The organism is Salipiger sp. 1_MG-2023 (assembly GCF_030547555.1).
Lineage (GTDB): Bacteria > Pseudomonadota > Alphaproteobacteria > Rhodobacterales > Rhodobacteraceae > Salipiger.
On record NZ_JAUOQN010000046.1, the window covers coordinates 14,485 to 37,411 of the forward strand.

At 63.3% G+C, this 22,927-nt stretch carries 23 protein-coding genes; 19 read left to right on the plus strand and 4 right to left on the minus strand.

Annotated elements, in window-relative coordinates:
- Positions 1-476: 476 nt before the first annotated feature.
- The 3 genes from Q4543_RS18205 (at position 477) to Q4543_RS18215 (ending at position 3,604) form a co-directional block, all read left to right on the plus strand.
- Positions 477-791: a hypothetical protein gene (locus tag Q4543_RS18205; protein ID WP_303440628.1), complete on the plus strand. Its 315-nt coding sequence runs from the start codon at positions 477-479 to the stop codon at positions 789-791.
- 180 nt (positions 792-971) lie between these two features.
- The gene (gene lepA, locus Q4543_RS18210) at positions 972-2,771 is read left to right on the plus strand and encodes a translation elongation factor 4 (protein ID WP_216002946.1); all 1,800 of its coding nucleotides are present in this window, start codon (positions 972-974) and stop codon (positions 2,769-2,771) included.
- Positions 2,772-2,959: 188 nt separating this feature from the next.
- The gene (locus Q4543_RS18215; RefSeq protein ID WP_303440631.1) at positions 2,960-3,604 is read left to right on the plus strand and encodes a hypothetical protein; all 645 of its coding nucleotides are present in this window, start codon (positions 2,960-2,962) and stop codon (positions 3,602-3,604) included.
- 35 nt (positions 3,605-3,639) lie between these two features.
- Here Q4543_RS18215 and Q4543_RS18220 read toward each other — a convergent pair whose 3' ends face one another.
- Positions 3,640-4,071 carry a DUF4168 domain-containing protein gene (locus tag Q4543_RS18220; protein ID WP_303440633.1) on the minus strand — a complete coding sequence of 144 codons (432 nt, stop codon included), beginning with the start codon at positions 4,069-4,071 and terminating at the stop codon, positions 3,640-3,642.
- Between the two features lie 423 nt (positions 4,072-4,494).
- Here Q4543_RS18220 and Q4543_RS18225 point away from each other — a divergent pair, with 423 nt between their 5' ends.
- The 7 genes from Q4543_RS18225 to Q4543_RS18255 all read left to right on the plus strand — a co-directional run bounded on the left by Q4543_RS18225 (position 4,495) and on the right by Q4543_RS18255 (position 10,490).
- Entirely contained in the window at positions 4,495-5,076 is a 582-nt protein-coding gene (locus Q4543_RS18225; RefSeq protein ID WP_303440635.1) for an outer membrane protein, read from the plus strand.
- An 86-nt stretch (positions 5,077-5,162) separates the two neighbouring features.
- A complete protein-coding gene (locus Q4543_RS18230; RefSeq protein ID WP_216002950.1) occupies positions 5,163-5,447 on the plus strand; it encodes a hypothetical protein in 285 nt (94 codons plus the stop codon).
- Positions 5,448-5,531: 84 nt separating this feature from the next.
- Positions 5,532-7,490 (plus strand): DNA topoisomerase IV subunit B, encoded by a 1,959-nt coding sequence (gene parE / locus Q4543_RS18235; RefSeq protein ID WP_216002951.1) that lies wholly within the window; start codon positions 5,532-5,534, stop codon positions 7,488-7,490.
- Positions 7,487-8,206, plus strand: coding sequence for a hypothetical protein (locus Q4543_RS18240; RefSeq protein ID WP_303440638.1), 720 nt, complete (start codon positions 7,487-7,489; stop codon positions 8,204-8,206). Before parE ends, Q4543_RS18240 begins: the two co-directional genes overlap by 4 nt.
- A 100-nt stretch (positions 8,207-8,306) precedes the next feature.
- On the plus strand, positions 8,307-8,960 hold the full coding sequence (locus Q4543_RS18245; protein WP_303440640.1) for an adenosylcobinamide amidohydrolase: 654 nt from the start codon (positions 8,307-8,309) through the stop codon (positions 8,958-8,960).
- Between the two features lie 96 nt (positions 8,961-9,056).
- Entirely contained in the window at positions 9,057-9,773 is a 717-nt protein-coding gene (locus Q4543_RS18250) for a DUF1194 domain-containing protein (RefSeq protein WP_303440642.1), read from the plus strand.
- A gap of 36 nt (positions 9,774-9,809) precedes the next feature.
- Complete coding sequence (locus Q4543_RS18255) at positions 9,810-10,490, plus strand: hypothetical protein (protein WP_303440644.1); 681 nt, start codon at positions 9,810-9,812, stop codon at positions 10,488-10,490.
- 1 nt (position 10,491) lies between these two features.
- On the opposite strand, the gene Q4543_RS18260 is transcribed toward Q4543_RS18255, so the two are convergent.
- Positions 10,492-10,902 carry a cytochrome c gene (locus tag Q4543_RS18260; RefSeq protein ID WP_303440645.1) on the minus strand — a complete coding sequence of 137 codons (411 nt, stop codon included), beginning with the start codon at positions 10,900-10,902 and terminating at the stop codon, positions 10,492-10,494.
- Between the two features lie 458 nt (positions 10,903-11,360).
- Here Q4543_RS18260 and Q4543_RS18265 point away from each other — a divergent pair, with 458 nt between their 5' ends.
- Positions 11,361-12,962, plus strand: a complete 1,602-nt coding sequence (locus Q4543_RS18265) for a transcriptional regulator (RefSeq protein WP_303440646.1) — start codon at positions 11,361-11,363, stop codon at positions 12,960-12,962.
- Here the strand turns inward: Q4543_RS18265 and Q4543_RS18270 are convergent.
- Positions 12,959-13,435 carry a MarR family winged helix-turn-helix transcriptional regulator gene (locus tag Q4543_RS18270; protein ID WP_303440648.1) on the minus strand — a complete coding sequence of 159 codons (477 nt, stop codon included), beginning with the start codon at positions 13,433-13,435 and terminating at the stop codon, positions 12,959-12,961. The two genes, Q4543_RS18265 and Q4543_RS18270, sit on opposite strands and share 4 nt — an antisense overlap.
- A 278-nt stretch (positions 13,436-13,713) precedes the next feature.
- Between Q4543_RS18270 and ectA the strand changes: the two genes are divergently transcribed.
- The 4 genes from ectA (at position 13,714) to Q4543_RS18290 (ending at position 17,422) form a co-directional block, all read left to right on the plus strand.
- Positions 13,714-14,250: a diaminobutyrate acetyltransferase gene (ectA, locus tag Q4543_RS18275; RefSeq protein ID WP_303440649.1), complete on the plus strand. Its 537-nt coding sequence runs from the start codon at positions 13,714-13,716 to the stop codon at positions 14,248-14,250.
- 70 nt (positions 14,251-14,320) lie between these two features.
- Positions 14,321-15,595: a diaminobutyrate--2-oxoglutarate transaminase gene (gene ectB / locus Q4543_RS18280; protein WP_303440651.1), complete on the plus strand. Its 1,275-nt coding sequence runs from the start codon at positions 14,321-14,323 to the stop codon at positions 15,593-15,595.
- A gap of 6 nt (positions 15,596-15,601) precedes the next feature.
- Positions 15,602-15,994 (plus strand): ectoine synthase, encoded by a 393-nt coding sequence (locus Q4543_RS18285; protein WP_303440653.1) that lies wholly within the window; start codon positions 15,602-15,604, stop codon positions 15,992-15,994.
- A 3-nt stretch (positions 15,995-15,997) separates the two neighbouring features.
- Complete coding sequence (locus Q4543_RS18290) at positions 15,998-17,422, plus strand: aspartate kinase (protein ID WP_303440655.1); 1,425 nt, start codon at positions 15,998-16,000, stop codon at positions 17,420-17,422.
- A gap of 263 nt (positions 17,423-17,685) precedes the next feature.
- Here Q4543_RS18290 and katG read toward each other — a convergent pair whose 3' ends face one another.
- Positions 17,686-19,887, minus strand: a complete 2,202-nt coding sequence (katG, locus tag Q4543_RS18295) for a catalase/peroxidase HPI (RefSeq protein WP_303440657.1) — start codon at positions 19,885-19,887, stop codon at positions 17,686-17,688.
- A 141-nt stretch (positions 19,888-20,028) separates the two neighbouring features.
- Between katG and Q4543_RS18300 the strand changes: the two genes are divergently transcribed.
- The 4 genes from Q4543_RS18300 to Q4543_RS18315 all read left to right on the plus strand — a co-directional run bounded on the left by Q4543_RS18300 (position 20,029) and on the right by Q4543_RS18315 (position 22,792).
- Positions 20,029-20,982: a hydrogen peroxide-inducible genes activator gene (locus Q4543_RS18300; protein ID WP_303440658.1), complete on the plus strand. Its 954-nt coding sequence runs from the start codon at positions 20,029-20,031 to the stop codon at positions 20,980-20,982.
- 275 nt (positions 20,983-21,257) lie between these two features.
- Positions 21,258-21,521 (plus strand): hypothetical protein, encoded by a 264-nt coding sequence (locus Q4543_RS18305; RefSeq protein ID WP_303440660.1) that lies wholly within the window; start codon positions 21,258-21,260, stop codon positions 21,519-21,521.
- Positions 21,488-21,829 carry a hypothetical protein gene (locus tag Q4543_RS18310; protein WP_303440662.1) on the plus strand — a complete coding sequence of 114 codons (342 nt, stop codon included), beginning with the start codon at positions 21,488-21,490 and terminating at the stop codon, positions 21,827-21,829. Before Q4543_RS18305 ends, Q4543_RS18310 begins: the two co-directional genes overlap by 34 nt.
- A gap of 732 nt (positions 21,830-22,561) precedes the next feature.
- Positions 22,562-22,792, plus strand: a complete 231-nt coding sequence (locus Q4543_RS18315) for a hypothetical protein (protein WP_303440664.1) — start codon at positions 22,562-22,564, stop codon at positions 22,790-22,792.
- Positions 22,793-22,927 lie beyond the last annotated feature (135 nt).

Sequence of the window (22,927 nt, forward strand, 5' to 3'; positions counted from 1 at the left end):
AAGCAGAGATACAATCTACGTGCAGGGCGCCCGCTGGGCGAGCTTTCTGTATCTGCTGGGTCTCATGGATTTCCTGCTCAACGGCGATAAGCCCGGTCGCACGACCATCCTACTCGCCCACAGAGTCGGCGCTGCGATGACACCACGTTCGAGGACGCTACCCGCTACCGTTTGGATCGCGGTATCGCTGAACGTGCATTGGCGATCATGTCATCTCGGGATCAAGCCAACCTCGCACACGCGCAAGCACGAACTGCCGGTCAAGGTATCGCCAACGATCCGCGCTGCCTCAGGCTGTCTGTGTAAAACGACCAGTACGTGGTCTTCTATGCCGTGGGGGACCAACGGCTCATACCTCCCAGCTATCATGCTGGAATTACACAATGACTCCCTGACGGGATTTGGGCGACAAAGCCGTTTGTGACACCTTCTGAGCTATAGTCGCGTTCCGTTTTGAAGCGTGGCGGGTCAACAGGATGACTCCCAACGTTCTTGCGACAGCCGTTCTGGCGTTGGGTGCCTTTGCACTACCCGTCATCAGCAGACCGGTCGGGGCGACGACTTTCCACAATTCACTCAGCAGAAACACTCACACCGCAAACACCGTTGCCAGCACGGCGGCATCGCTGGCCGGGCTTGATACGGTCCTCCCGCATCGGGCCGGCAGTGGCAGCGCAGAGCTGATCGGTTTTGTCGCGAACGGCAGTCGGCGCAACACCCAATGGAATGTAGCCAACCGGGCCCTGAACACCGCGAATCTGCTGGATGCGGATCCCGGGCCGCATGCCTGAATGGAATCGCCTGTCACCTTCACTGCTGCCGACCGGCCAATCCACTGCCCCGGCTCGACCGGGAAGAACAGACAGGGCGGCCCCTGCTCGCGTTATTAAAGGCGCAGAAGCGCGCTCGCGGGCCTCGTCGCAACAACCCACCTTGACCGACGCCCTATTCCACCGCATATCCCCAAAATCATGACCGAGCTTTCGCACATCCGCAACTTCTCCATCGTCGCCCATATCGACCACGGGAAATCCACCCTGGCCGACCGGCTGATTCAGTCCACCAACACCGTCACCCAGCGGGAGATGAAGGAGCAAATGCTCGATGCGATGGATATCGAGCGCGAACGTGGCATCACCATCAAGGCCAACACCGTGCGCATCGAATACATCGCGCAGGATGGCGAGACCTATGTGCTCAACCTGATCGACACGCCCGGGCACGTCGATTTCGCCTATGAGGTCAGCCGTTCGATGCGCGCCGTCGAAGGTTCGCTTCTGGTGGTCGACAGCACGCAAGGCGTCGAGGCGCAGACCCTCGCCAACGTCTATCAGGCCATCGACGCCGATCACGAGATCGTCCCGGTGCTCAACAAGATCGACCTGCCCGCCTCGGAGCCCGAGCGCGTCAAGGAACAGATCGAGGATGTCATCGGCATCGACGCCTCCGAGGCGCTGCTGGTGTCGGCCAAGTCGGGCATCGGCATTGCCGAAACGCTGGAAGCGATCGTGAAGCGCCTGCCCGCCCCCAAGGGCGATCGCAACGCGCCGCTCAAGGCGATGCTGGTCGATTCGTGGTACGACGCCTATCTCGGCGTGGTCGTGCTGGTGCGCATCATGGATGGCGTGCTGAAAAAGGGCGACAACATCAAAATGATGCAGACCGGGGCGAAATACCCGGTGGACCGCATCGGCGTCTTCCGCCCCGCGATGCAGACGGTCGACACGCTGGAACCGGGCGAGATCGGCTTTCTGACCGCCCAGATCAAGCAGGTGCGCGACACCAAGGTCGGCGACACCATCACGCACGAGAAAAAGGGCTGCGAAAAGCCCCTGCCCGGCTTCAAACCGTCGATCCCGGTGGTGTTCTGCGGGCTGTTCCCAGTGGATTCGGCCGAATTCGAAGACCTGCGCGATGCCATCGAAAAGCTGGCGCTGAACGATGCGTCCTTCAGCTACGAGATGGAAACCTCGGCGGCGCTTGGCTTTGGCTTCCGTTGCGGTTTTCTCGGGCTGCTGCATCTTGAGGTGATCCGCGACCGGCTCGAACGCGAATACGATATCGAGCTGATCACCACCGCGCCCTCGGTGGTCTATCATCTGTACATGAAGGACGGCGAAAAGATCGACCTTCACAACCCCGCCGACATGCCCGACATGACCAAGGTCGACCGCATCGAAGAGCCGCGCATCAAGGCGACGATCCTTGTGCCTGACGATTACCTTGGCGACGTGCTGAAGCTGTGTCAGGACCGGCGGGGCATCCAGCTGGATCTGACCTATGCCGGGCCGCGCGCCATGGTGGTCTATGATCTGCCGCTCAACGAAGTGGTGTTCGATTTCTACGACCGGCTGAAATCGGTGACCAAGGGCTATGCGTCTTTCGACTACCACCTCGAGGGGTATCGCGAGGATGCGCTGGTCAAGATGTCGATCCTCGTCAATGACGAGCCGGTGGATGCGCTGTCGATGATGGTGCACCGCGACCGCGCCGAAATGCGCGGCCGGGCGATGTGCGAAAAGCTCAAGGACCTGATCCCGCGCCACATGTTCAAGATCCCGATTCAGGCGGCGATCGGCGGCAAGGTCATCGCCCGCGAGACCCTGAGCGCGCTGCGCAAGGACGTGACGGCGAAATGCTACGGCGGCGACGCCACGCGCAAGAAGAAGCTGCTGGAAAAGCAGAAGGCCGGCAAGAAGAAGATGCGCCAGTTCGGCAAGGTCGAGATCCCGCAGGAAGCGTTCATCTCGGCGCTGAAAATGGACAACTGATCGCAAAAGGGCACCCCACGGGGTGCCCTTTTCAGGTCCGGCGCAAAGCTTGCGTTGCATGAACACGGCGGCGCTTTGCCGATGACTGCGCGGCGCGACAACCCCGCCCCTCTGATCGCTTGAATGTTGCTTGCAGACTCGGCGGCGTCGGTGTTGCTGCACGGTGTCTGGACACAGGATGTGGCACGATGAGCACTCAACACTGGATGACACTTGGCGTGGCGCTGACCGCCTGCCTTTCGGCGCAGGGCGCCTTGGCCGAGGTCTGCGATTACCGCCCGAGCAAACTGATCGAGGGCAGCGGCGCGCGGCAGGCGGTCAGCGGCGGCGCGACGGGCGTTTATACGCTGGTCAATTCCAAGACCGGCGCAACGCTGCTGGGATCAGCGCTTGGCAGCGCCACGGCGGCGGGAACCAGCGGGCTGGCGGGCGCGGCGGCGACGCTGGCGAACCCACTGGTCTGGGTGCCTGCGCTGGTCGTCGGGGTCGGCGGCGGCGGTTACGAGGCGCTGTGCGCCTTTGTCGTCGATGAGCGTATCACCGATTTCGACGAGGTTCTGGCGGTGATGCGCGCCTTCCGATCCGGGGCCGACCCGGAGTATTTCCAGCTTTTCGATGCACAGGTGAAACCGGCCATTTCGATCCGCGGCGCGGACAATGTCTGGACGGATTACGCGGTCGAGGATCTTTACATCGTCGAAGGCGTGCTCAAGCAGCGCAAGTCGGGGCGCGACGAGACGCTGGGCAAGGTGGTCTATGTGCCGGGCTCTCAGACGGTGCCCGACGATGCGGTCCTGCCGCAAACCCCGCCCGACACCTCGCCGACGGATTGACCACGGGCGCCCCGATGCGGGACGCCCGAATTGAGTTATTCCGTCGCGGTGGGCGGCGTCTGCGGCGCACGGGTCTGGACCATGGCCATCAACCGCTCGTTCAGCGCCGGATCGGCTTGCGCGGCGGCGCTGATCTCGTTGTAGGTCTCAACGTCCATGCCCTCGGTCGCCTCGACGGCGGTGACCATCTCGTCCTGTGCCCGCATCACCAGCGCCTGCTTGTCTTCGGCCTCGGGGGTGGCCTCGATGCGGGCGGCATACTCCTGCTGCACCGCCTGCACCGACAGGGCCGCATCGACAAAGGATGTCAGCTCGGTTTCGCTGAAGCCGGCTTCAGGGGCGACCGGCGCCGGGGACTGGGCGGGGGCCTGCGGGCTGTCAACGCTCTGGGCCATCACCGGGGCCACGGGGGCCACCACGAGCGCAAGGATCACGGCGGATTTCGTCAGGGTTCCATTGAGTGTCATGTTGTCTCCGAGTGGTTGTCGGGCGGGACCATCCCCGCGCCTTCTGTCCTCAGCTAGACACCGGCTGCGGCGCTTTCAAAGCCCCGCGCCGCCCCGGCCCCGCCACCGGCAAGGCACTGCCGGAACCGGCGCCAATCGGTGGCGGTGCGCCGCGCAACCAGCCTGACGTCGCGACAGGGCCCCTTGATCCGCCTCATATCCGACGGGTTGCACCGCCCCTGCATCGGCGAAACAGATGGCATGGGCACGGCCTCTGCCCCGGCCAACTCGTGCAACCGGCACCGCACCTGCCACCACGCAACGACAGCACGATGTTGTGACCCGGATCAGGAGGTAATCGGCTCGCGAAGCGCTATATACCCATCCGATGCCCGCCTGCATTGGCCTGCGGGTTACCCAAATGAATCAATGGAGTAGTCGACAATGACTCTGAAGCCGCTTTTCCTCCTCCCTTTCCTTGCCGCCACGCCCGCTCTGGCAGGCTCTCTGGCCCCCACGCCGGTCGAAACCCAGCCCGTCGTGGACATGACGCCCGCCCCCGCGCCGGTTGATTACAACTGGTCCGGCAGCTCGGTCGGCCTCCAGCTTGGCTCGGGCGCCGCCGATGACGAGGGCGGTTTTGTCTCTGGCGTGCGCGCGGGATATGACGTGGACTTTGGCGACTGGGTCGGTGGTGGCCTGATCGACTACAAGCACTCCAACATGGAAATCGGTCGCGACACCGAGCTGCACAGCATGACCCGCGTCGGCGGTCGGCTTGGCTATGATACGGGCCGCACGCTCTGGTACGGCAACGGTGGCTATGCCCATGGCACCCTCACCGGCGGCGATTACAAGGCCAGCTCGTCGGGCGGCTATTTCGTCGGCCTCGGCGCCGAAACCTTCATCACCCCGAACGTGACCCTGAACAGCGAAGTCTCGTACAGCGAATTCAACGACTTCGAGGGCAGCACCCCCGGGATCGGCGCCACCGTCGCAACGATTGGCGTGAACTACCGCTTCTGATCCATCGCAAAGCCCCTGCAAACGCCCGAAGCATCGCTTCGGGCGTTTTTGTTGCGCGATGTCATCAGCCCGTTACACTTGCCTGTATGCGCATCGCCCTGCTGATTCCCTTTCTGACCCCGATGCCCGCGCTCGCGGCCTCGCCCATCGCAGAGGTGCTCTGCGAGCCCAGCCAGCGCATGAGCGAACGGCTAAGCCTGCGCAGCGGCGCGACCAAGGCCTCATCCGGGCTGCGAAATCCCGAAGAGATCATGGAGTTATGGCTCGACCCGGCCGGTGACTGGACCATGGTCATCGCCTATGCCTCGGGCACCTCCTGCATCGTTGCCATGGGTGAGGCCTGGTTCGACCTGCCGCGCGATCCGGCCTGACCGGCAACGCTCGGGGCTTTCCCCTGCCCGCCTGCTCTGCCATACTGACCGGCACCCAACGATAGCAGAAAACGAGCAGCAAGCATGGCCGATGACCTTCTCGCCGGAACCGAAGCCGCGACCTATGACGCGTCCTCCATCGAGGTGCTCGAAGGTCTGGAACCGGTGCGCAAACGCCCCGGCATGTATATCGGCGGCACCGACGAGCGGGCGCTGCATCACCTCGTGGCCGAAGTGCTCGACAATTCGATGGACGAGGCGGTCGCCGGCCATGCCAACCGCATCGAAGTCGAATTGCACGCCGATTATTCGGTGACGATCCGCGACAATGGCCGCGGCATTCCAATCGATCCGCATCCGAAATTCCCCGGCAAGAGCGCGCTCGAGGTCATCCTGTGCACCCTGCACGCTGGCGGCAAGTTCTCGGGCGATGCTTATGAAACCTCGGGCGGCCTGCATGGCGTCGGCGCCTCGGTGGTCAACGCGCTGAGCGATTCCATGGTGGTGCAGGTGGCGCGCAACAAAGAGCTGTTCGAGCAGCGCTTTGCCCGCGGCATCCCGCAGGGCCCGGTGGCCAAGGTTGGCGCCGCCCCCAACCGGCGCGGCACCACGGTCACCTTTCACGCTGACGAGCAGATCTTTCACGCCCACCGCTTCAAGCCCGCGCGCATGTTCAAGATGGTGCGCTCCAAGGCCTATCTGTTCAGCGGCGTCGAGATCCGCTGGAAATCCGCCATCGACGACAAGGAAACCCCACTCGAGGCGACCTTCCACTTCCCCGGCGGCCTTGCGGATTACCTGACCGAAACCCTGAGCGGCGCCTCGACCTATGCCGAGCGCCCCTTTGCCGGAACCGTGGATTTCAAAGAGAAATTCCAGACCCCCGGCAAGGTGGAATGGGCGATCAACTGGACCCCGTCGCGCGATGGCTTCATCCAGAGCTACTGTAACACCGTGCCCACCCCCGAGGGCGGCACCCACGAGGCCGGGTTCTGGGCCGCGATCCTCAAGGGCGTGCGCGCTTACGGCGAGCTGATCAACAACAAGAAGGCGTCAAACATCACCCGCGAGGACCTGATCACCGGCGGCTGCGCGCTGGTGTCCTGTTTCATCCGCGAGCCGGAGTTCGTCGGCCAGACCAAGGACCGCCTTGCCACCACCGAGGCGCAGCGCCTTGTCGAAGGCGCGGTGCGCGATCACTTCGACAACTGGCTGGCGTCTGATACCAAATCCGCCGGGGCGATCCTCGATTTCCTCGTGCTGCGTTCCGAAGAACGCCTGCGGCGGCGTCAGGAAAAGGAAACCGCGCGCAAATCGGCGACGAAAAAGCTGCGGCTGCCGGGCAAGCTGACCGATTGTTCGGCCAAATCGCGCGAGGGCACCGAGCTGTTCATCGTCGAGGGCGACTCGGCGGGCGGCTCTGCCAAGGGCGCGCGCTTCCGCGAGACGCAGGCGCTGCTGCCGCTCAAGGGCAAGATCCTCAACGTGCTGGGGGCGGCGTCAAACAAGCTGACCTCGAACGCCGAGATCCGCGATCTGTGCGAGGCGCTTGGCGTCGGGCTGGGCACGAAGTTCAACCTCGATGATCTGCGCTATGAAAAGATCATCATCATGACCGACGCCGACGTCGACGGCGCGCATATTGCGGCGCTGCTGATGACCTTCTTCTATACCCAGATGCGCCCGCTGATCGACCACGGTCATCTCTACATGGCCTGCCCGCCGCTCTACCGCCTGACGCAGGGCGCCAAGCGGGTCTACGTCGCCGATGACGCCGAGAAAGAGGCGATGCTGACCAAGGGCCTTGGCGGCAAGGGCAAGATCGACGTGCAGCGCTTCAAGGGTCTGGGCGAGATGGACGCGAAGGACCTGAAGGAAACCACCATGGACCCGGCGACGCGCAAGCTCATCCGCGTGACCATCGACGAGGACGAGCCCGGCGAAACCGGCGATCTGGTCGAGCGCCTGATGGGCAAGAAACCCGAGCTGCGCTTCCAGTACATCCAAGAAAACGCGCGGTTCGTGGAGGAGTTGGATGTGTGAGCAAGAAGGATAGACTGGCCAAAGTTGGCATTAAAGCTACGAAGATCTATCTTATTGTACTTGTGACCCTCATCCCCGCTCTAGCAACTATTGGCCTGTTAAAAATCGAACCGATTGGCCTAAATGAGCTAGGCGACTTCTTGGCCGGGGCATTCGGTCCACTCGCTATTTTCTGGCTTATTCTCGGCTTTTTTCAGCAAGGCGAAGAGCTTAGAAACAGCGTTGCCACGTTAGAACTGCAAGCTAAAGAACTTGCCAATTCGGTCGAACAACAACGGGAGCTTGTTCTTGCGAACCGCGAAGCGCTTGATCATGAGAAAGCTTTGGCGCAATCCTCGGAAATCTATAGGAAGAACAATTTGCAGCCCAAGTTTTTTCCGACATTCTCTAGCTGGATGTCTACGGGGAATAAGTTCGCTTACATTATAATTATTGAAAATGCCGGTGGTCCTGCTGCAAATGTCGAGTATGATGTTCAAGCCTGCACAGATAACTGTTTGATTTTATCTGGCCGCGCAACTATGCACAAAAATGGCGAGCGCATTGAAAACAGATCATCCGCAAAGATACCAAAAATTGCGAGCGATTTACTTCTTAGGATCAGCTACAAAGACTCCGAAGGAGACGACTTCCTATCTGCGTTTTGTATACAGCTTTTAGAAGATGACCGATTTTCAGTTTCTCCTCTTTCGACAATCCCCCGCCCGTCGGAGTAGCGCACAGTCATTGGGACGTCACCCCGGTTTTAAAATCTCCCGAGATGGCGCGACGTCTTCACCTTGATACCGCACTTGGGCTAAGGCTAAACCTCTCGATATGGCTCAGCCCATTTCCCAACTCCCCCCTCCTTGGCTCACCTTCCCCCTCGGCGCCCCGCACCGCGTTCTCAGCTTTGCGCCGCATAACGGCGGCTTTTGCGATGCGAAAAGAATCCTCTGGCGTGAGGTGCGCAATGCCGATCTGACGCCCGAGCTGGATGCGCTCGCATGGCTGCGCGAAGAGCTGACGGCCATCGGGGCGCAGGATGAGGTGTGTTTTCTCACCTCGCGCAAGCTCTCGGCCCATGTGCGCCGCAAGGCAACGGTCGAAGACACCATCGCCACCGCCATGGTCACCGCCGGGCTTAGCAATGCCGAGCGCATCGGCACCCGCCTGCCGCGAACGTGGAAGGATTGGGGCACCATCAACATCGCCCTGCGTCTCAGCCAGCCGCTGTCAGACATTGCCCTGATCGAAGCGCTCAGCCTTGTCGCCGAGGCGCGCACCGCCGCCGTGCTCGATGCGGGCGTGGAGCTGCCAACCGGGCGGGCCACCGGCACGGGCACCGATTGCATCGCCGTCGCCGCCCCGCCCGGAGAACACGCCTTTGTCGGCAAGCACACCGCCGCCAGAGAGGCGCTTGGCCGTGCGGTTTATGACGCCACCGCCGAGGCGGTGCGCCACTGGCTGCTCGAGAGCGAGGCGTGGTAGGCAAAAACCGCTCACGTTCGCGTCAGCACGGCACAGAAGCGATGCGCGCAGCGGGCCGGGCCGGTTAGCCTTGGCCAAGCAGCCCGGAGATCGACCATGCGCCTTGCCTTTGTCCTCGCCCTTGCCCTTGCCCTTCTGACCAGTGCCGTTCTGTCCAGCGCCGCGCAGGCGCAGGACACCGACCTTGAACTGGTGTTGCTGGCCGATGCTTCCGGCTCGATCACCCAGAACGAGCTGATGTTCCAGCGCGAAGGCTATGCGCAAGCGATGCAGGATCCCGAAGTGCTGGGCGCCATCTCCAGAACCGCCTATGGCGAGATCGCCGTGACCTATGTGGAATGGGCCGCCAATCAAGGTCAGGTTGTGACATGGATGCGCATCCGGGGCCCCGAGGATGCCGCAAGCTTTGCCGCGCAATTGCTCGACAGCCCGCGCATGGCCTTTGGACGCAATGCCATCGGCCACGCGCTGCTGACCGGCAAGGCGCTGATCGAGCGCAATGACATCGACGGCTGGCGCAAGGTCATCGATTTCTCGGGTGACAGCATCGGCAATTTCAGCGGCCCTGGCATCGAAGAGGCCCGCGACGAGGTGCTTGCCAGCGGCATCACCATCAACGCCCTGCCGATCCTGCGCGAAGGCAGTCTCGATTCCAACCTTGCGCAGATCTACGAGGATCGCATCATCGGCGGCATGGGAGCCTTTGTCGTCACCGCCTCGAGCCGCGAGCATTTCGCCGAGGCGGTGAAACGCAAGCTGATCCTCGAAATCTCGGGAACGATGCCGACCACCGATGTCGTCACGCTGCGGTGACTTGCACACCGGCGGCGGGCAGGCTTTGCTGCGCGGATGCGACTGATCCTTCTTGCCCTGCTGTTCCTTGCGGCCTGCGGCCGCACCCTGACGCCGAACGAAACCGCATTTCTGAACGCCATTCAGGGCGACAGGCTCGACACCTCGCGAATGCGGTTTCACGACGGGCTGGCGCTGGGATCGGTGACCTATCAGCGGCCCATCCGCCCGCGCCTGACCTGCATGGAACGGATCTGGCCCCCCTCGCAGGGCGAAACCGTGACGGTTTCTCCCGGCGCGATGACGGTGTTCCAGCGGGTGTTTTATCGCAAGGATCTGTATCGGCGCGATTTTATGCCCGACTATCCGAAACGGATCGACCTGCTGGATGCCATGCTGCTGGCACATGAGGCGACGCACGTCTGGCAATGGCAAAACCGGAAACGCACCGGCTACACCCCGCTGAAGGCAATGACCGAACATGGCCAATCCCGCGATCCCTACCTGTTCGACCCGGGCGAGATGTCGCGTTTTCTCGATCACGGCTACGAGCAGCAGGGCGCCATCGTCGAGGAATACGTCTGCTGCCACGTGCTTGACCCGGGCGCGCCGCGCACGCAGCGGCTGCGGGCGATGATCGGCGCGGAAATGCCGATTGCCCGGCTCGATGCGGCGCTCGACGCCCCCGAGGTGGTCGTACCCTGGCGCGGCATCCAGCGCGACGGCATCTGCCGCTAGGTCACTCTTCGATGCGCTGAAGCTCGTAGAGATAGGCCACAAGATCGATCACCGCGCGCGAGGCCAGCAGCGGCTGGCCGGAAGGTGTCTTGATCGGAACGTCGAAGGCGCGCTCGAAATAATCGCCATAAACCGGCATCGGCGAGCCGTGGCTGACCAGCGGATCGCGCCCGTCGATGCGCATCACAACCCGCTCCATCGGGAACACTCCGCCGTTGCGGATCAACAGTTCCGTCAGGTTGACCGGCTTGATGACCATCGCCCCGGCCATCGGGCCTTCGCCGCGCCCCTCAAGCCCGTGGCAGGTGGCGCAATGACGCTGATACAGCGCCCGACCAATATCGGCGTCCTGCGCGGTGGCAACAGACGCCGTGACGCCAAGCACCACCGCAAGCATGAAACGGTACAGCATGATTTCCTCCCGAAGCTTTGAGAGAGCATGGCGCGAGGACTCGCCTTGCGCCTTGATCCCTGTCATCCGGAGCCAAAAAAGTAGCCGGGGCCACGCGGACCCCGGCACACTTGTCACCAAAAGACAGACGACCGTCTGCCCTACTCGTTACCCTGTGGTCCTTGCCGACGGATCGACAATGATGGCGCGTTGAGACAAATAAAGACGATCCCGAGCGGCCCGCGCAGCCTTGGCAAAAACAACCTCCAGTTGCGCCGGAAGGTCTCGTCACCGAGACCTTTTTGCTCTTTCGAGTGAATCGTCCGCTCCTCCTCCGAATACAGCTTGAGCTTCAAGCTGCTTCACGTCAACCTTTGGTCGTGCGCTGTATAATTATATGCGGCTTTTAACTGTGTGCGATATTATTCTGATTGCAGAGTCCAGATAGTATCATGTTTTCTTATGACGGGAGCAAAGCCATGCGCGACCCCGCTGCGACCATTCGAATAGAACTTCTTGGAAAATTTCGTATAACCTGCGCCGACGGGCAGGAATTGACCCTGACCGGCGCAAAAAATCAGGGCATCATCGCGATGCTTGCCCTTGCCCCGGATCAACGCCGTTCGCGCCGCTGGCTGGCGCGCCACCTGTGGAGCACCTTCCGGGACGAACAGGCCTCGGCCAACCTGCGCCAGGCGCTGCGCAAGCTGCGAAAGATGCTTGGCCCCTGCACCGGCATTCTTCTATGCGACGGCGAAGAGCTGGGGCTGGATTCCTCACGCGTGACGGTCGATCTGTTCGACGCCGCGCAGCCGAACGGGTCTGGAATGGAACTGCTGCCGGGGCTCGAACCGCGCGATCCGGCGTTCTCGGCATGGCTGCAGCAGGAACGCGCCACATGGCGCGATCGCGGCCTACTTGCGGTACGGCAGTCAGAGCGCGGCGTTGCCATCCGCTGCGTGTTCGATCAGTCGACCGCGCCGAGCGACAGGCTGCTTGCCGAATATACCGCCGACGGAATCGCAGCCAGCATCATCGAACAGGTGCGCGCCTGGCGACAGGCCGACACCGGCAGTGTCGGCAAACCGCTACCAGATTGCGATGTGCTGCTGTCGTGCAATCTGTCGCGTGCCGATTATACCCGCGCGGCCTTTGTGCGGGCGATAGACCTGCGCACCGGTGAGATCCTCCTGAGCGAAACCCATCCGCTAAGCGACGACGACCAGTTGCGGCAAGCCACGCCCGAGCTGTCGCGTCTGATCTATCAAAGCGCCGAGCGCGTGCTGTCGCGGTTGCCGCAAGCGCTTGGCCTGAACCGGCCCGAAGCGCGGGCCACGGCATTGTCCCGGCTGGCGTTGAAGCGGCTTTTCGGCTTTGAGCGCGACGAGACGCGCAAGGCCTGTGCCTTGTTCGAAAAGGCGTACCGGCTGGATCACAGCGGCGTCTACCTCGCGTGGCACGGCATGGCCCGCCTGACCCAGCTGATCGAAAAACTCGAGCCCGACACCAAGGCTCTGCAAGAGCAGATCACCGAGCTGAGCCTGCAGGCCTTGCGCAGCGATGCGTCCAACCCGCTGGTTCAGGCACTGGTATCGAAGACGGTCTCGACAATTGGCGGCGATGTCAGCGGAGGAATGGATCTTGCGCGCTGCTCGGTGGCGGGCAACCCACATTCCCCCTACGCCTGGAAGGCGCTGGCAGAAGCACATATGGCCTGCGGCGATCCGGTGGCGGCGCTGTCGGCGTCATCCAATGCGCTTGAGATCGTGCGGTACTCGCCGTTCCGGCATTGGTGGGATATCAGCCATGCGCTGATCAATCTGTCCTGCGAGCGCTATGACGACGCCATCGCCGCAGCCGAAACGACGCTGAGGGGCAGCCCGAAATCGCGCCCCGCGCTGCGCAGCCTGATCGCCTTGTACACGCGCTGTGAACGGCTCGACGATGCGATGCATGCCGCCAAACGGCTTGGCGAGATCGAACCGGGCTTTACGCTCGAGCTGCTGGTCAACGATCCGGCCTACCCGGTGCCCGTACTGCGCGAAAAGGACTTGCTGACCCCGATCCGCGCGCTGCTTTAGGCCGCGCCGATGGCCCCGACCGTCAGCACGGGCGAAGCGTCGATGTCGCGCGCATCCAGCATGGCCGCGACCCGTTCCAGCGACGACAGAAGCTGCGCCTGCTCCCAGTCCTCGAGCCGCTCGAATTCGCGCACGAACCGTTGCTGCAGGGCGTCCGGCGCCTTTTCAAGCGCCGCCTCGCCCGCCGGCACCAGCATGACATTGATCTGCCTGCGGTCGGTTTCCGACTGGGCGCGGCGGACCATGCCATCCTTGACCAGCTTGTCGACCAGCCCGGTGACCGTGGCCTGACTGACGCCCATCTGCAGCGCCAGCGCCTTTGGCGTGGTGCGCCCGCCCTTCATCTGCACGATCTGCATCAGCCGCAGCTTTGCCGGGGTCACCCCGGCAGCGCTTGCAAGGTCGCGTTCGTAAAGCTCGGTTGCGCGCAAAATGCGCCTGAGGGCGATCAAACTGTCATCCGTTCTGTCCATTGGACCTGTTACCTTGCCATTGCCGGGCCTGAAGCGGGAAGGCTGCCTTGTGCCTGATGGCTCGGGATACTTCAAGTGGCTAAGCATCTGCTGAATATTTTACTCTCCTAAATATAATTTAATTGCAGAAACTTTCAATAGATTGTGGAATTTCCACCCAATATTGCCATAAAAATAAGGGCCAATGCGGGATTTCGCCTAAAAATGCTTAGGTGGTTGAAACTTTGCTGTCCCTCGATTAGTTTACTGATCAAAGGAAAACGAGAGGACGCACACCGATGCCGAAAGACAGCTTCACCGCCCCGGCGGATGCTCTGACGCTCCGCAAGCCCGAGAAGACCGATGGCGCCGCCATCTGGGAGCTCGTGCGCGCGTGCAAGCCGCTCGACGAGAATTCGATGTACTGCAATCTCGTACAGGCCGAGCACTTCCGCGACACCTGCGTCGTGGCCGAGCTTGACGGCGAGGTCGTCGGCTGGATCTCGGGTCACATGATCCCCAACGAAGACACGTTCTTTGTCTGGCAGGTGGCCGTCGGTGCGCAGGCGCGTGGCCTTGGTCTTGGCAAGCAGATGCTGCTGCACCTGGTGAACCGCGACGAGACCACCGAGGCGCGCGCGCTCAAGACCACCATCACGCAAGACAACGACGCCTCGTGGGGGCTGTTCCGCAGCTTTGCCCGCACCGTCGGCGGCGAGCTGAGCGACGCCCCGCATTACCACAAGGACGACCACTTCGGTGGTCACCACGATACGGAACACCTGGTGACGGTGACCTTGCCCCGCAAGCAGGCCGCCAGGCTGCGCGCCGCCTGACCGGCAGCGCCCGCAGGTCCACACCGTCATCCTCATATCCCTGATCCCAAGTCCCGAAAGGACGTAAGACATGACACGCGATATCTACACGCGCCGCGAAAGCGAAGCGCGCTCCTACTGCCGTTCGTTCCCCACCAGCTTCGTCAAGGCGCAGGGCTCGATCCTGACCGACGAGGCGGGCCGCGACTACATCGACTTTCTCGCCGGCTGTTCGTCGCTGAACTACGGCCACAATGACCCCGACATGAAGGCCGCGCTGATCGAGCATATCAGCGCCGATGGCGTCACCCACGGGCTCGACATGCACACCGAACAGAAAGAAGCCTTTCTGACCGCCTTTGAAGACATCGTGCTGCGCCCGCGCAACATGGACCACAAGGTGATGATGGTCGGCCCGACCGGCACCAATGCCGTCGAGGCCGCGATGAAGCTGGCCCGCAAGGTCACCGGCCGTCACAACATCGTCGCCTTCACCAATGGCTTTCATGGCATGACCATGGGCGCGCTGGCCGCGACCGGCAACAGCGGCAAGCGGGGCGGCGGCGGCATGCCGCTTCAGGGCGTCACCCACCTGCCCTTCGAAGGCGCCTTCGGCCCCGATGTCGATACGCTCAAGCAGATCGAATTCATGCTCGACAACCCGTCGTCGGGGCTTGATGCGCCGGCTGCGTTCCTGATCGAGCCGGTGCAGGGCGAAGGTGGCCTGAACGCGGCCTCCGCCGACTGGCTGCGCGGCATCGCGGCGCTGGCGAAAAAGCATGGCGCGCTGCTGATCCTCGATGACATCCAGGCTGGCATCGGCCGCACCGGCACGTTCTTTTCCTTCGAGGAGATGGGCATCGAGCCGGACCTGATCCCGCTGGCGAAATCGCTGTCGGGCTTCGGGCTGCCCTTCGCCGCGCTGCTGGTCAAGCCGCAGCATGACATCTGGAAGCCCGCCGAGCACAACGGCACCTTCCGCGGCAACACCCATGCCTTTGTCACCGCCCGCGTGGCGCTGGAGAAATTCTGGAAGGACAGCGCCTTTCAGGACAGCCTCAAGGACAAGATCCGCACCGTCGAGACCGGCCTGACCTCCATCGCCGACATGGTCGACGGGGCCTTCCTCAAGGGGCGCGGCCTGATGCGGGGCGTCAATGTCGGCTCGGGCGATCTGGCTGGCGCGATCTGCGCCGAGGCGTTCAAGCGCGGCCTCATCATCGAAACATCGGGCGCCCATGACGAGGTGGTCAAGGTGCTGGCACCGCTGACCACCACGGATGAGCAGTTCGCGGCAGGGTTCGAGATCCTGCGCGATGCCACCCGCGCCGCCCTTTCCGACACAATGAAAATCGCAGCGGAGTAACTCCTCATGATCGTACGCGACTTCAACAAGCTCAAGAACACCGACAAGCACGTGGCCGATGCGCAGTGGACATCCACCCGGATGCTGCTGGCGCAGGATGGCATGGGCTTTTCCTTCCACATCACCGTGCTCGAGGCCGGATCGGAACATACCTTCCATTACAAGCACCACTTTGAATCGGTGTATTGCATGGCGGGCAAGGGTTCGATCACCGACATCGCCACCGGCGAGACCCACGAGATCAAGCCCGGCGTCATGTATGCGCTGAACCTGCACGACAAGCACATCCTGCGCGCCGAGGAAGAGCTGCACATGGCCTGCTGCTTCAACCCGCCGGTGACCGGCACCGAGGTGCACCGCGAGGATGGCTCCTACGCGCCGGCCGAGGAGGTGGCGTAAGCCATGGCACAGCATACCGTTGAAAAGATCGGCGGGACATCCATGTCCCGCGTTCATGAGCTGCGGGATACCCTGCTGATCGGCGAGCGCACAGGTGCGGACCTTTACGGGCGTATCTTCGTGGTCTCGGCCTTCGGCGGTATCACCAACCTGCTGCTCGAACACAAGAAGACCGGCGAGCCGGGCGTCTTTGGCCAGTTCGCCGCGTCCGACAACAGCCATGGCTGGCACGACGCGCTCAACCGCGTTGGCGATGCGATGATCGAGGCGCATACCAGCGTGCTGGAGCATCCCGCCGATATCGAGCAGGCGACCGATTTTGTGCGTACCCGCATCGACGGGGCGCGCAACTGCCTGATCGATCTGGCGCGGGTCTGTTCGTATGGCCATTTCCGCCTGTCGGAGCACATGCTTCAGACGCGCGAGCTGCTGTCGGGCATGGGCGAAGCGCATTCGGCGTTCGTCACCGTGCTGATGCTTCAGCGTGCCGGGGTGAATGCCCGTTTCGTCGACCTGAGCGGCTGGCGCGGCGAGGGCGATGTCTCGCTCGAGCAGCGCATCCTTGGCGCGATGGAGGGCATCGACCCGATGCTCGAAATGCCCATTGTGACGGGCTATGCGCAATGCGCCGAAGGGCTGATGCGCGAATTCGACCGGGGCTATTCCGAGGTGACCTTTTCGATGCTGGCGTCGCTGACGCAGGCGCGCGAAGCGATCATCCACAAGGAATTCCACCTGTCCTCGGCAGACCCGAACCTTGTCGGCCATGGCGCCGCCCGCAAGCTGGGCCGGACCAATTATGACGTGGCCGACCAGATGTCGAACATGGGCATGGAGGCGATCCACCCCAAGGCCGCCAAGACGCTGCGCCAGGCCGATGTGCCGCTGCGCGTCACCAACGCCTTTGAGCCGCAGGACCCCGGCACGCTGATCGACGACGAAGCGGCGGAAACGCCCGCTGTCGAGATGGTCACCGGCCTTGATATCATCGCGCTCGAACTGTTCGAGCAGGACATGGTGGGGGTCAAGGGATACGACGCCGCGATCCTCGAGGTGCTGACGCGCCATGACGTGCGCATCGTGTCGAAAGTGTCGAATGCCAACACCATCACCCACTATGTCGACAGCTCGCTGTCGGCGATGCGCAAGGTCGAAAAAGATCTGCGCAAGATCTACCCGTCGGCCCGGATCGGCTCGCGGACGCTGGCGATGGCGGCGGTGATCGGGCGCGACCTTGCCGGCTTGTCCTGCCTTCAGCGCGGCCTCGTGGCCATCGCCGAGGAAGGGCTGGAGGCGCTTGGCGCCAGCCAGGGTCCGCGCAACGTCGACGTTCAGTTCATCATGGAGCGCGAGTTGCTGCAGCCGGTGATCAAGGCGCTGCACAGGACATTCATCGAAGAGGTTCCGGCGATCCGCGCCGCCGCCTGATTTCTCGCAACCTCAACAGTTACGGCCCGCCCCATTTTCCGTGGGGCGGGCCGTTTTGCATCGCGCCCGTGGCGCGGGCGTCTCGCACCGTGCGACTGCTGTGCGGGGTGTTGCCGTCGGAAGCCTCCGGCGGGGATATTTGTCGCCAGAAGAAACGCAGGGCGCGCGCCTTGGCTGAGGGCGGCGATACAAAAGCCCCGCCCGCCGGTGGGGACGGACGGGGCTGGCGTGGACGGGACCGGGCAGTGCCCGGCCCTGCCGGATCAGGCGTATTTCACGTCGAACCGGTCGGCATCCATCACCTTGGTCCAGGCGGCGACGAAATCGCTGGCGAACTTCGCCTTGTTGTCATCTTGCGCGTAGACCTCTGCATAGGAGCGCAGCACCGAGTTCGACCCGAACACAAGGTCGGCGCGGGTCGCGGTGTAGACGCGCTCGCCGCTCTTGCGGTTGCGGATCTCGTAGCTGCCATCCGCAACCGGGTGCCAGCTGTAGGCCATGTCGGTGATCACGTCGAAGAAGTCCGGCGTGAGCGCACCGGGCGTCTGGGTGAACACGCCATGCGCGCTGCCACCGTGGTTGGTGTTCATGACGCGCATGCCCCCAACCAGAACCGTCATCTCGGACGCGGTCAGACCCATCAGCTGCGCCCGGTCGAGCATCATCTCTTCGGGAGAGACGACATACTCTTCCTTCTGCCAGTTGCGGAACCCGTCGGCGAGCGGTTCCATCGGCTCGAAGCTTTCGGCGTCGGTCTGCTCTTGCGTGGCATCGCCCCGGCCCGGCGTGAAGGGCACGGCAATGTCATTGCCACCGGCCTTGAGCGCCTGTTCCAGACCGACGTTACCCGCCAGAACGATTGTATCCGCCAGCGATGCGCCAGCCTCGGCCGCGATGGGCTCGAGCGCCGCGAGAACCTTGGCCAGACGCGCCGGCTCGTTGCCCGCCCAGTCCTTTTGCGGGGCCAGCCGGATGCGCGCGCCGTTGGCGCCGCCGCGACGGTCAGAGCCGCGGAAGGTGCGCGCGCTGTCCCATGCGGTCGCGATCAGCTCTGCTGCCGGGATGCCGGTCGCGGCGATCTTTGCCTTGAGCGCATCGACGTCATAGCCGGTCGATCCTGCGGGGATCGGATCCTGCCAGATCAGATCTTCGGACGGAACATCGGGGCCAAAATACACCGACTTCGGGCCAAGATCGCGGTGCGTCAGCTTGAACCAGGCGCGGGCGAACGTGTCCGAGAAATACGCCGGGTCGGCGATGAACCGCTCGCAGATGGCGCGGTAGGACGGGTCCATCTTCAGCGCCATGTCGGCGTCGGTCATCATCGGCATGGTCTTGATCGAGGCATCCTCGACATCGACCGGCATGTCTTCTTCGGCGATCTCGACCGGCTTCCACTGCAGCGCACCGGCGGGGGATTTGGTCAGTTCCCACTCATGGCCGAAGAGCATGTCGAAATAGCCCATGTCCCACTGGGTCGGGTTCGTGGTCCAGGCGCCCTCGGGGCCGCCGGCCAGAACGTCACGGCCAATGCCGCGGCCCTTCTTGGGCATCCAGCCAAGGCCCTGATCCTCGAGACCGGCCGCTTCGGGCTCGGCACCGATGTTGTCCGGGCTGGCGGCGCCATGGCACTTGCCGATGGTGTGGCCGCCTGCGGTCAGCGCCACGGTTTCCTCGTCGTTCATCGCCATGCGGGCGAAGGTCTCGCGCATGTGCTGCGCGGTGGCCAGCGGGTCGGGATTGCCGTTGACGCCTTCGGGGTTGACGTAGATCAGGCCCATCTGCACGGCGGCCAGCGGGTTGGCCAGCGTATCGGGCTTGTCGACGCTACCATAGCGGTTGTCGGACGGCGCGAGCCATTCCTTTTCCGAACCCCAGTAGGTGTCTTTCTCGGGGTGCCAGATGTCTTCGCGGCCAAAGGCGAAACCAAAGGTCTTGAGACCGGCCATCTGGTAGGCGACCGTCCCGGCATAGACCATCAGGTCGGCCCAAGAGATCTTGTTGCCGTATTTCTTCTTGACCGGCCACAGGATGCGGCGGCCCTTGTCGGTGTTGGCGTTGTCGGGCCAGCTGTTGAGCGGCGCAAAGCGCTGGTTGCCGGTCCCGGCACCACCGCGGCCATCGGCGAGGCGATAGGACCCGGCAGAGTGCCACGCCACGCGCGCCATCATGCCAAGATAGCTGCCCCAGTCACCGGGCCACCACTCGACACTTTCCTCGAGACACTTGCGCACATCCGCTTCGAACGCATCGAAATCGAGGCCCTTGAGCGCCTCGCGATAGTTGTAATCCGCGCCCATCGGGTTGGTCTTGCTGTCCTGCTGGTGCAGGATGTCGAGGTTGAGCGCGTTGGGCCACCAGTCCATCACCGAGGTGCCGCTGGCCGTCATGCCACCATGCGCCACCGGGCATTTGCCGCCACCGCGTCCGCTTTCGTTGATCTGTCCTTCGACGGTCTTGTTCATGAACTCGCTCCCGTGTCCTGTCTGCTTCGTAAGATGGCAACTGCCGCGGATCACGCGGGCTGTCACTGTCTGGAATCGTTCTAGCAAGCCACCATCATAAAGGCTAATTGCATTTTCTGACCATTACGATAAGCAGAGATGATGATAAGCCTGTCCATGCGCCACCTGAGATATTTCGACGCCCTCGCCCGTGTGGGTCATTTCGGCCGCGCGGCGGAAAGCTGCGCGATCAGCCAGCCCGCGCTGTCGATGCAGATCAAGGAGCTCGAAGAACTGGTCGGCGCGCCGCTGGTCGAACGCGGCGCCCGGCAGATGCGGCTGACCGGGCTGGGCGAGGATTTCGCCGCCCGCGTGCGCGACATTCTCAGCGCGGTCGACGATCTGGCCGACCTTGCCCGCGCCTCGCAAGAGCGCCTGACCGGGCGGCTGCGCATCGGCGTGATCCCGACCGTTGCGCCCTATCTGCTGCCCGGCATCATCACCGCCCTTGGCGAGGCGCACCCCGGCCTCGATCTGCGCCCGCGCGAAGCCGTCACCGGGCGGCTGATCGAAGACCTTCTGGCGGGTCGGCTCGACACCGCCATCGTGGCGCTGCCGATTTCGGAACCCTCGCTGGAAGAGGTGGCGCTGTTCGACGAGGATTTCGTGCTGGTGCGTGCCCCCGAAGACGCGGGCAAGCCGGTGCCCGACCCGGCCGAGCTGAAACAGATGCGCCTGCTGCTGCTCGAAGAAGGGCATTGTTTTCGCGATCAGGCGCTGTCGTTCTGCAAGCTCTCGCCCTCGGTGGCGCGCGATCTGATGGAAGGTTCGTCGCTAAGCACCCTTGTGCAGATGGTCGGCGCGGGCATCGGCGTGACGCTGGTGCCCGAGATTGCCCTGCCGATCGAAACCCGCTCGGCGCAGGTGTCGGTGGCGCAGCTGCCCGAGCCAAGGCCGCGCCGCACCATCGGCATGGTCTGGCGGCGCTCCAACCCGCTTGGCCCGCAGCTGTCGCGGATTTCGGCCACCCTAAGCACGGCGGGCATCGCCGCCCATGCAAAGGCAAGGTTCGCCCCCGCCAGCGCGGCGCCCCACGATGACCTCGCGGATAGATAGCCGCATGCATTCGGCGCATTGCCGCTAATGTCATGCCAAAGGCTTGATGTGGGTCATATGGTTCTGCGCCGCGCGGGCGTGGCCGCAGGAGAGAGTATCGCATCACGGGCGCGAAGATCAGGGCAGCCAGTCTTCTGGCGTCGGTCGCCTTCGAGGCCGGGTTGATGTGCCAGACCTTTCTGTCTTTTGGGGCCGAAAGGCGCGGCGCCCCGGTTATGAGGTCCGCCCCCCCCTTTTGGCTGCGCGTCCAAGTGTGCCGCCCGCATTAGCTGATCGTGCCGGGCGACACCCTTCTGGACGCGCCTGTCATCACCGCAGGGCGGCGCGAAGGCGGCGGCATATTCGTCTACTCAAGCAAGCCGGGTGAACAGATGGCCGAGCGTTTCGGCCAACGCGCCGAGGCGATCGATGTCAATACGCCGGCGACAATCTGCTTCGGGCAGCCCATTCCCATCGCCGCGCTGCTGTCGATGCTACCTACCCTCACCAGCACCCTGCGCGCCGCATGGCCGAGTCGAACGGCCCGCCCGCCCCACTGATCAAGCTGCGCGCCTTTTGCCTCTTCCCCGCCGAGGCAGCCGACATCCATCGGGCGATCTCGCCCGACGTGGGCGGCGTTGTCGGCTTCGAAGTCGCCGCGGCGCTGACAGGCTGGAAATACATGCCGACGCTGCACAATCACGCCACCGGTCTTGGCGGGCGCGACATCCCCGAAACCACATGGGCCGATCTCATCGCCTCGATCAAAGACCCCGACACGCCCGCCTTTTCGATCTGCGCGCCTGTCAGGGCTGCCGCGAGGCGCTGGCCGCCCGGCAGGCCATGGAAAGCGCCAGACCGGATGTGAGGGTCGCCAACGCCACCGGCCGCCTCGAGGTATTCACCACCCCATGGCCGCAATCGGCATGACGGGTACTGCGAATCCATTCCCTCGCAAACACCGCGGCGGTGGCAAGCGGCAGGAAGGGGCTGACATCGCCGATCAACAGACACGCGGGGCCTCGGGCCATGTCGGGGCATCGCTTCACTTTCACACCGGCAGCCGGCGCTCGACCGAATGGTTCGCACATGTGCACGCCAAGGCCCTCTGCCACGCTGCCTGACCGGCAGGCGAGCACCAGCAGGCATCGTTCGTGCTGATGCGGGAAGCAGGCAGGGAAATCCTTTGTGACGGCATCCCCCTTGCGTCTTCCCACACCCCTGCGAAAGGGCCTGCAACCATGCCGAGATCAACGGCGCGCTGGCTCGGTGACGAGGCGGCGCCCCAAGGCTGGGCCTATCCTGCGCCGGTTCCCGCCAAGGACGCACCGACGGTAGCCATCTTCGGCGTAGGCCCCAGAGGCTCGGGCGCAAAGTGACGCTGCATCATTTCAAGACGCGTTATCTACCGGCCCTGCTTATCCCGTGCTGTCAGCCGGACAAAGCATGGGATGTTGCACGCGCATTGCCACCGCCTCACCGAGAGAGGCTACCGCTGCTGCGTGAATTCATCGATCACCGGCGCTTACCAGAAGCGCAGGACGTCGTCGTTCACCTACAATAGACCTGTGCCGCCTGATGAAGCGCTGGAGCAAGACAAGTGACCCTTGTCACCGCCTCCGGCCTTCTGGGACCGCAAGCCGAAGCAGGCGATCTGATCCACGTGATGCGGCGAAAGCGGGAGGAAGCCTTGGAAGAAGGCATCGAGTTCATCGACCACGCCACCGTGAGCTGGCTGATCATAAAGCGCTCAAAGGTCACCGGAGACGAAGTCATCGCGCTGCGCAAAGATCGCAAGGTCGGACGGGCACAAGATGCGGATCGCCTTTGAAGACCCTGCCCGCCGACATGATCGCCCCCTGCATCGGCGGGTAATTCCCCCGTTTTTGCGGGGGCTTGGTCGTAGAATTTATGCGGCCATTTTCAGTTTCTGGACGGGTGTCATCCCGCCGTTGCCCATGTTGGG

Coding starts and splice junctions, on each gene's coding strand:
- Q4543_RS18205 (WP_303440628.1), top strand. CDS start 477: ATGACTCCCAACGTTCTTGCGACAGCCGTTCTGGCGTTGGGTGCCTTT.
- lepA (WP_216002946.1), top strand. CDS start 972: ATGACCGAGCTTTCGCACATCCGCAACTTCTCCATCGTCGCCCATATC.
- Q4543_RS18215 (WP_303440631.1), top strand. CDS start 2,960: ATGAGCACTCAACACTGGATGACACTTGGCGTGGCGCTGACCGCCTGC.
- Q4543_RS18220 (WP_303440633.1), bottom strand. CDS start 4,071: ATGACACTCAATGGAACCCTGACGAAATCCGCCGTGATCCTTGCGCTC.
- Q4543_RS18225 (WP_303440635.1), top strand. CDS start 4,495: ATGACTCTGAAGCCGCTTTTCCTCCTCCCTTTCCTTGCCGCCACGCCC.
- Q4543_RS18230 (WP_216002950.1), top strand. CDS start 5,163: ATGCGCATCGCCCTGCTGATTCCCTTTCTGACCCCGATGCCCGCGCTC.
- parE (WP_216002951.1), top strand. CDS start 5,532: ATGGCCGATGACCTTCTCGCCGGAACCGAAGCCGCGACCTATGACGCG.
- Q4543_RS18245 (WP_303440640.1), top strand. CDS start 8,307: ATGGCTCAGCCCATTTCCCAACTCCCCCCTCCTTGGCTCACCTTCCCC.
- Q4543_RS18250 (WP_303440642.1), top strand. CDS start 9,057: ATGCGCCTTGCCTTTGTCCTCGCCCTTGCCCTTGCCCTTCTGACCAGT.
- Q4543_RS18255 (WP_303440644.1), top strand. CDS start 9,810: ATGCGACTGATCCTTCTTGCCCTGCTGTTCCTTGCGGCCTGCGGCCGC.
- Q4543_RS18260 (WP_303440645.1), bottom strand. CDS start 10,902: ATGCTGTACCGTTTCATGCTTGCGGTGGTGCTTGGCGTCACGGCGTCT.
- Q4543_RS18265 (WP_303440646.1), top strand. CDS start 11,361: ATGCGCGACCCCGCTGCGACCATTCGAATAGAACTTCTTGGAAAATTT.
- Q4543_RS18270 (WP_303440648.1), bottom strand. CDS start 13,435: ATGGACAGAACGGATGACAGTTTGATCGCCCTCAGGCGCATTTTGCGC.
- ectA (WP_303440649.1), top strand. CDS start 13,714: ATGCCGAAAGACAGCTTCACCGCCCCGGCGGATGCTCTGACGCTCCGC.
- ectB (WP_303440651.1), top strand. CDS start 14,321: ATGACACGCGATATCTACACGCGCCGCGAAAGCGAAGCGCGCTCCTAC.
- Q4543_RS18285 (WP_303440653.1), top strand. CDS start 15,602: ATGATCGTACGCGACTTCAACAAGCTCAAGAACACCGACAAGCACGTG.
- Q4543_RS18290 (WP_303440655.1), top strand. CDS start 15,998: ATGGCACAGCATACCGTTGAAAAGATCGGCGGGACATCCATGTCCCGC.
- katG (WP_303440657.1), bottom strand. CDS start 19,887: ATGAACAAGACCGTCGAAGGACAGATCAACGAAAGCGGACGCGGTGGC.
- Q4543_RS18300 (WP_303440658.1), top strand. CDS start 20,029: ATGATAAGCCTGTCCATGCGCCACCTGAGATATTTCGACGCCCTCGCC.
- Q4543_RS18310 (WP_303440662.1), top strand. CDS start 21,488: ATGGCCGAGTCGAACGGCCCGCCCGCCCCACTGATCAAGCTGCGCGCC.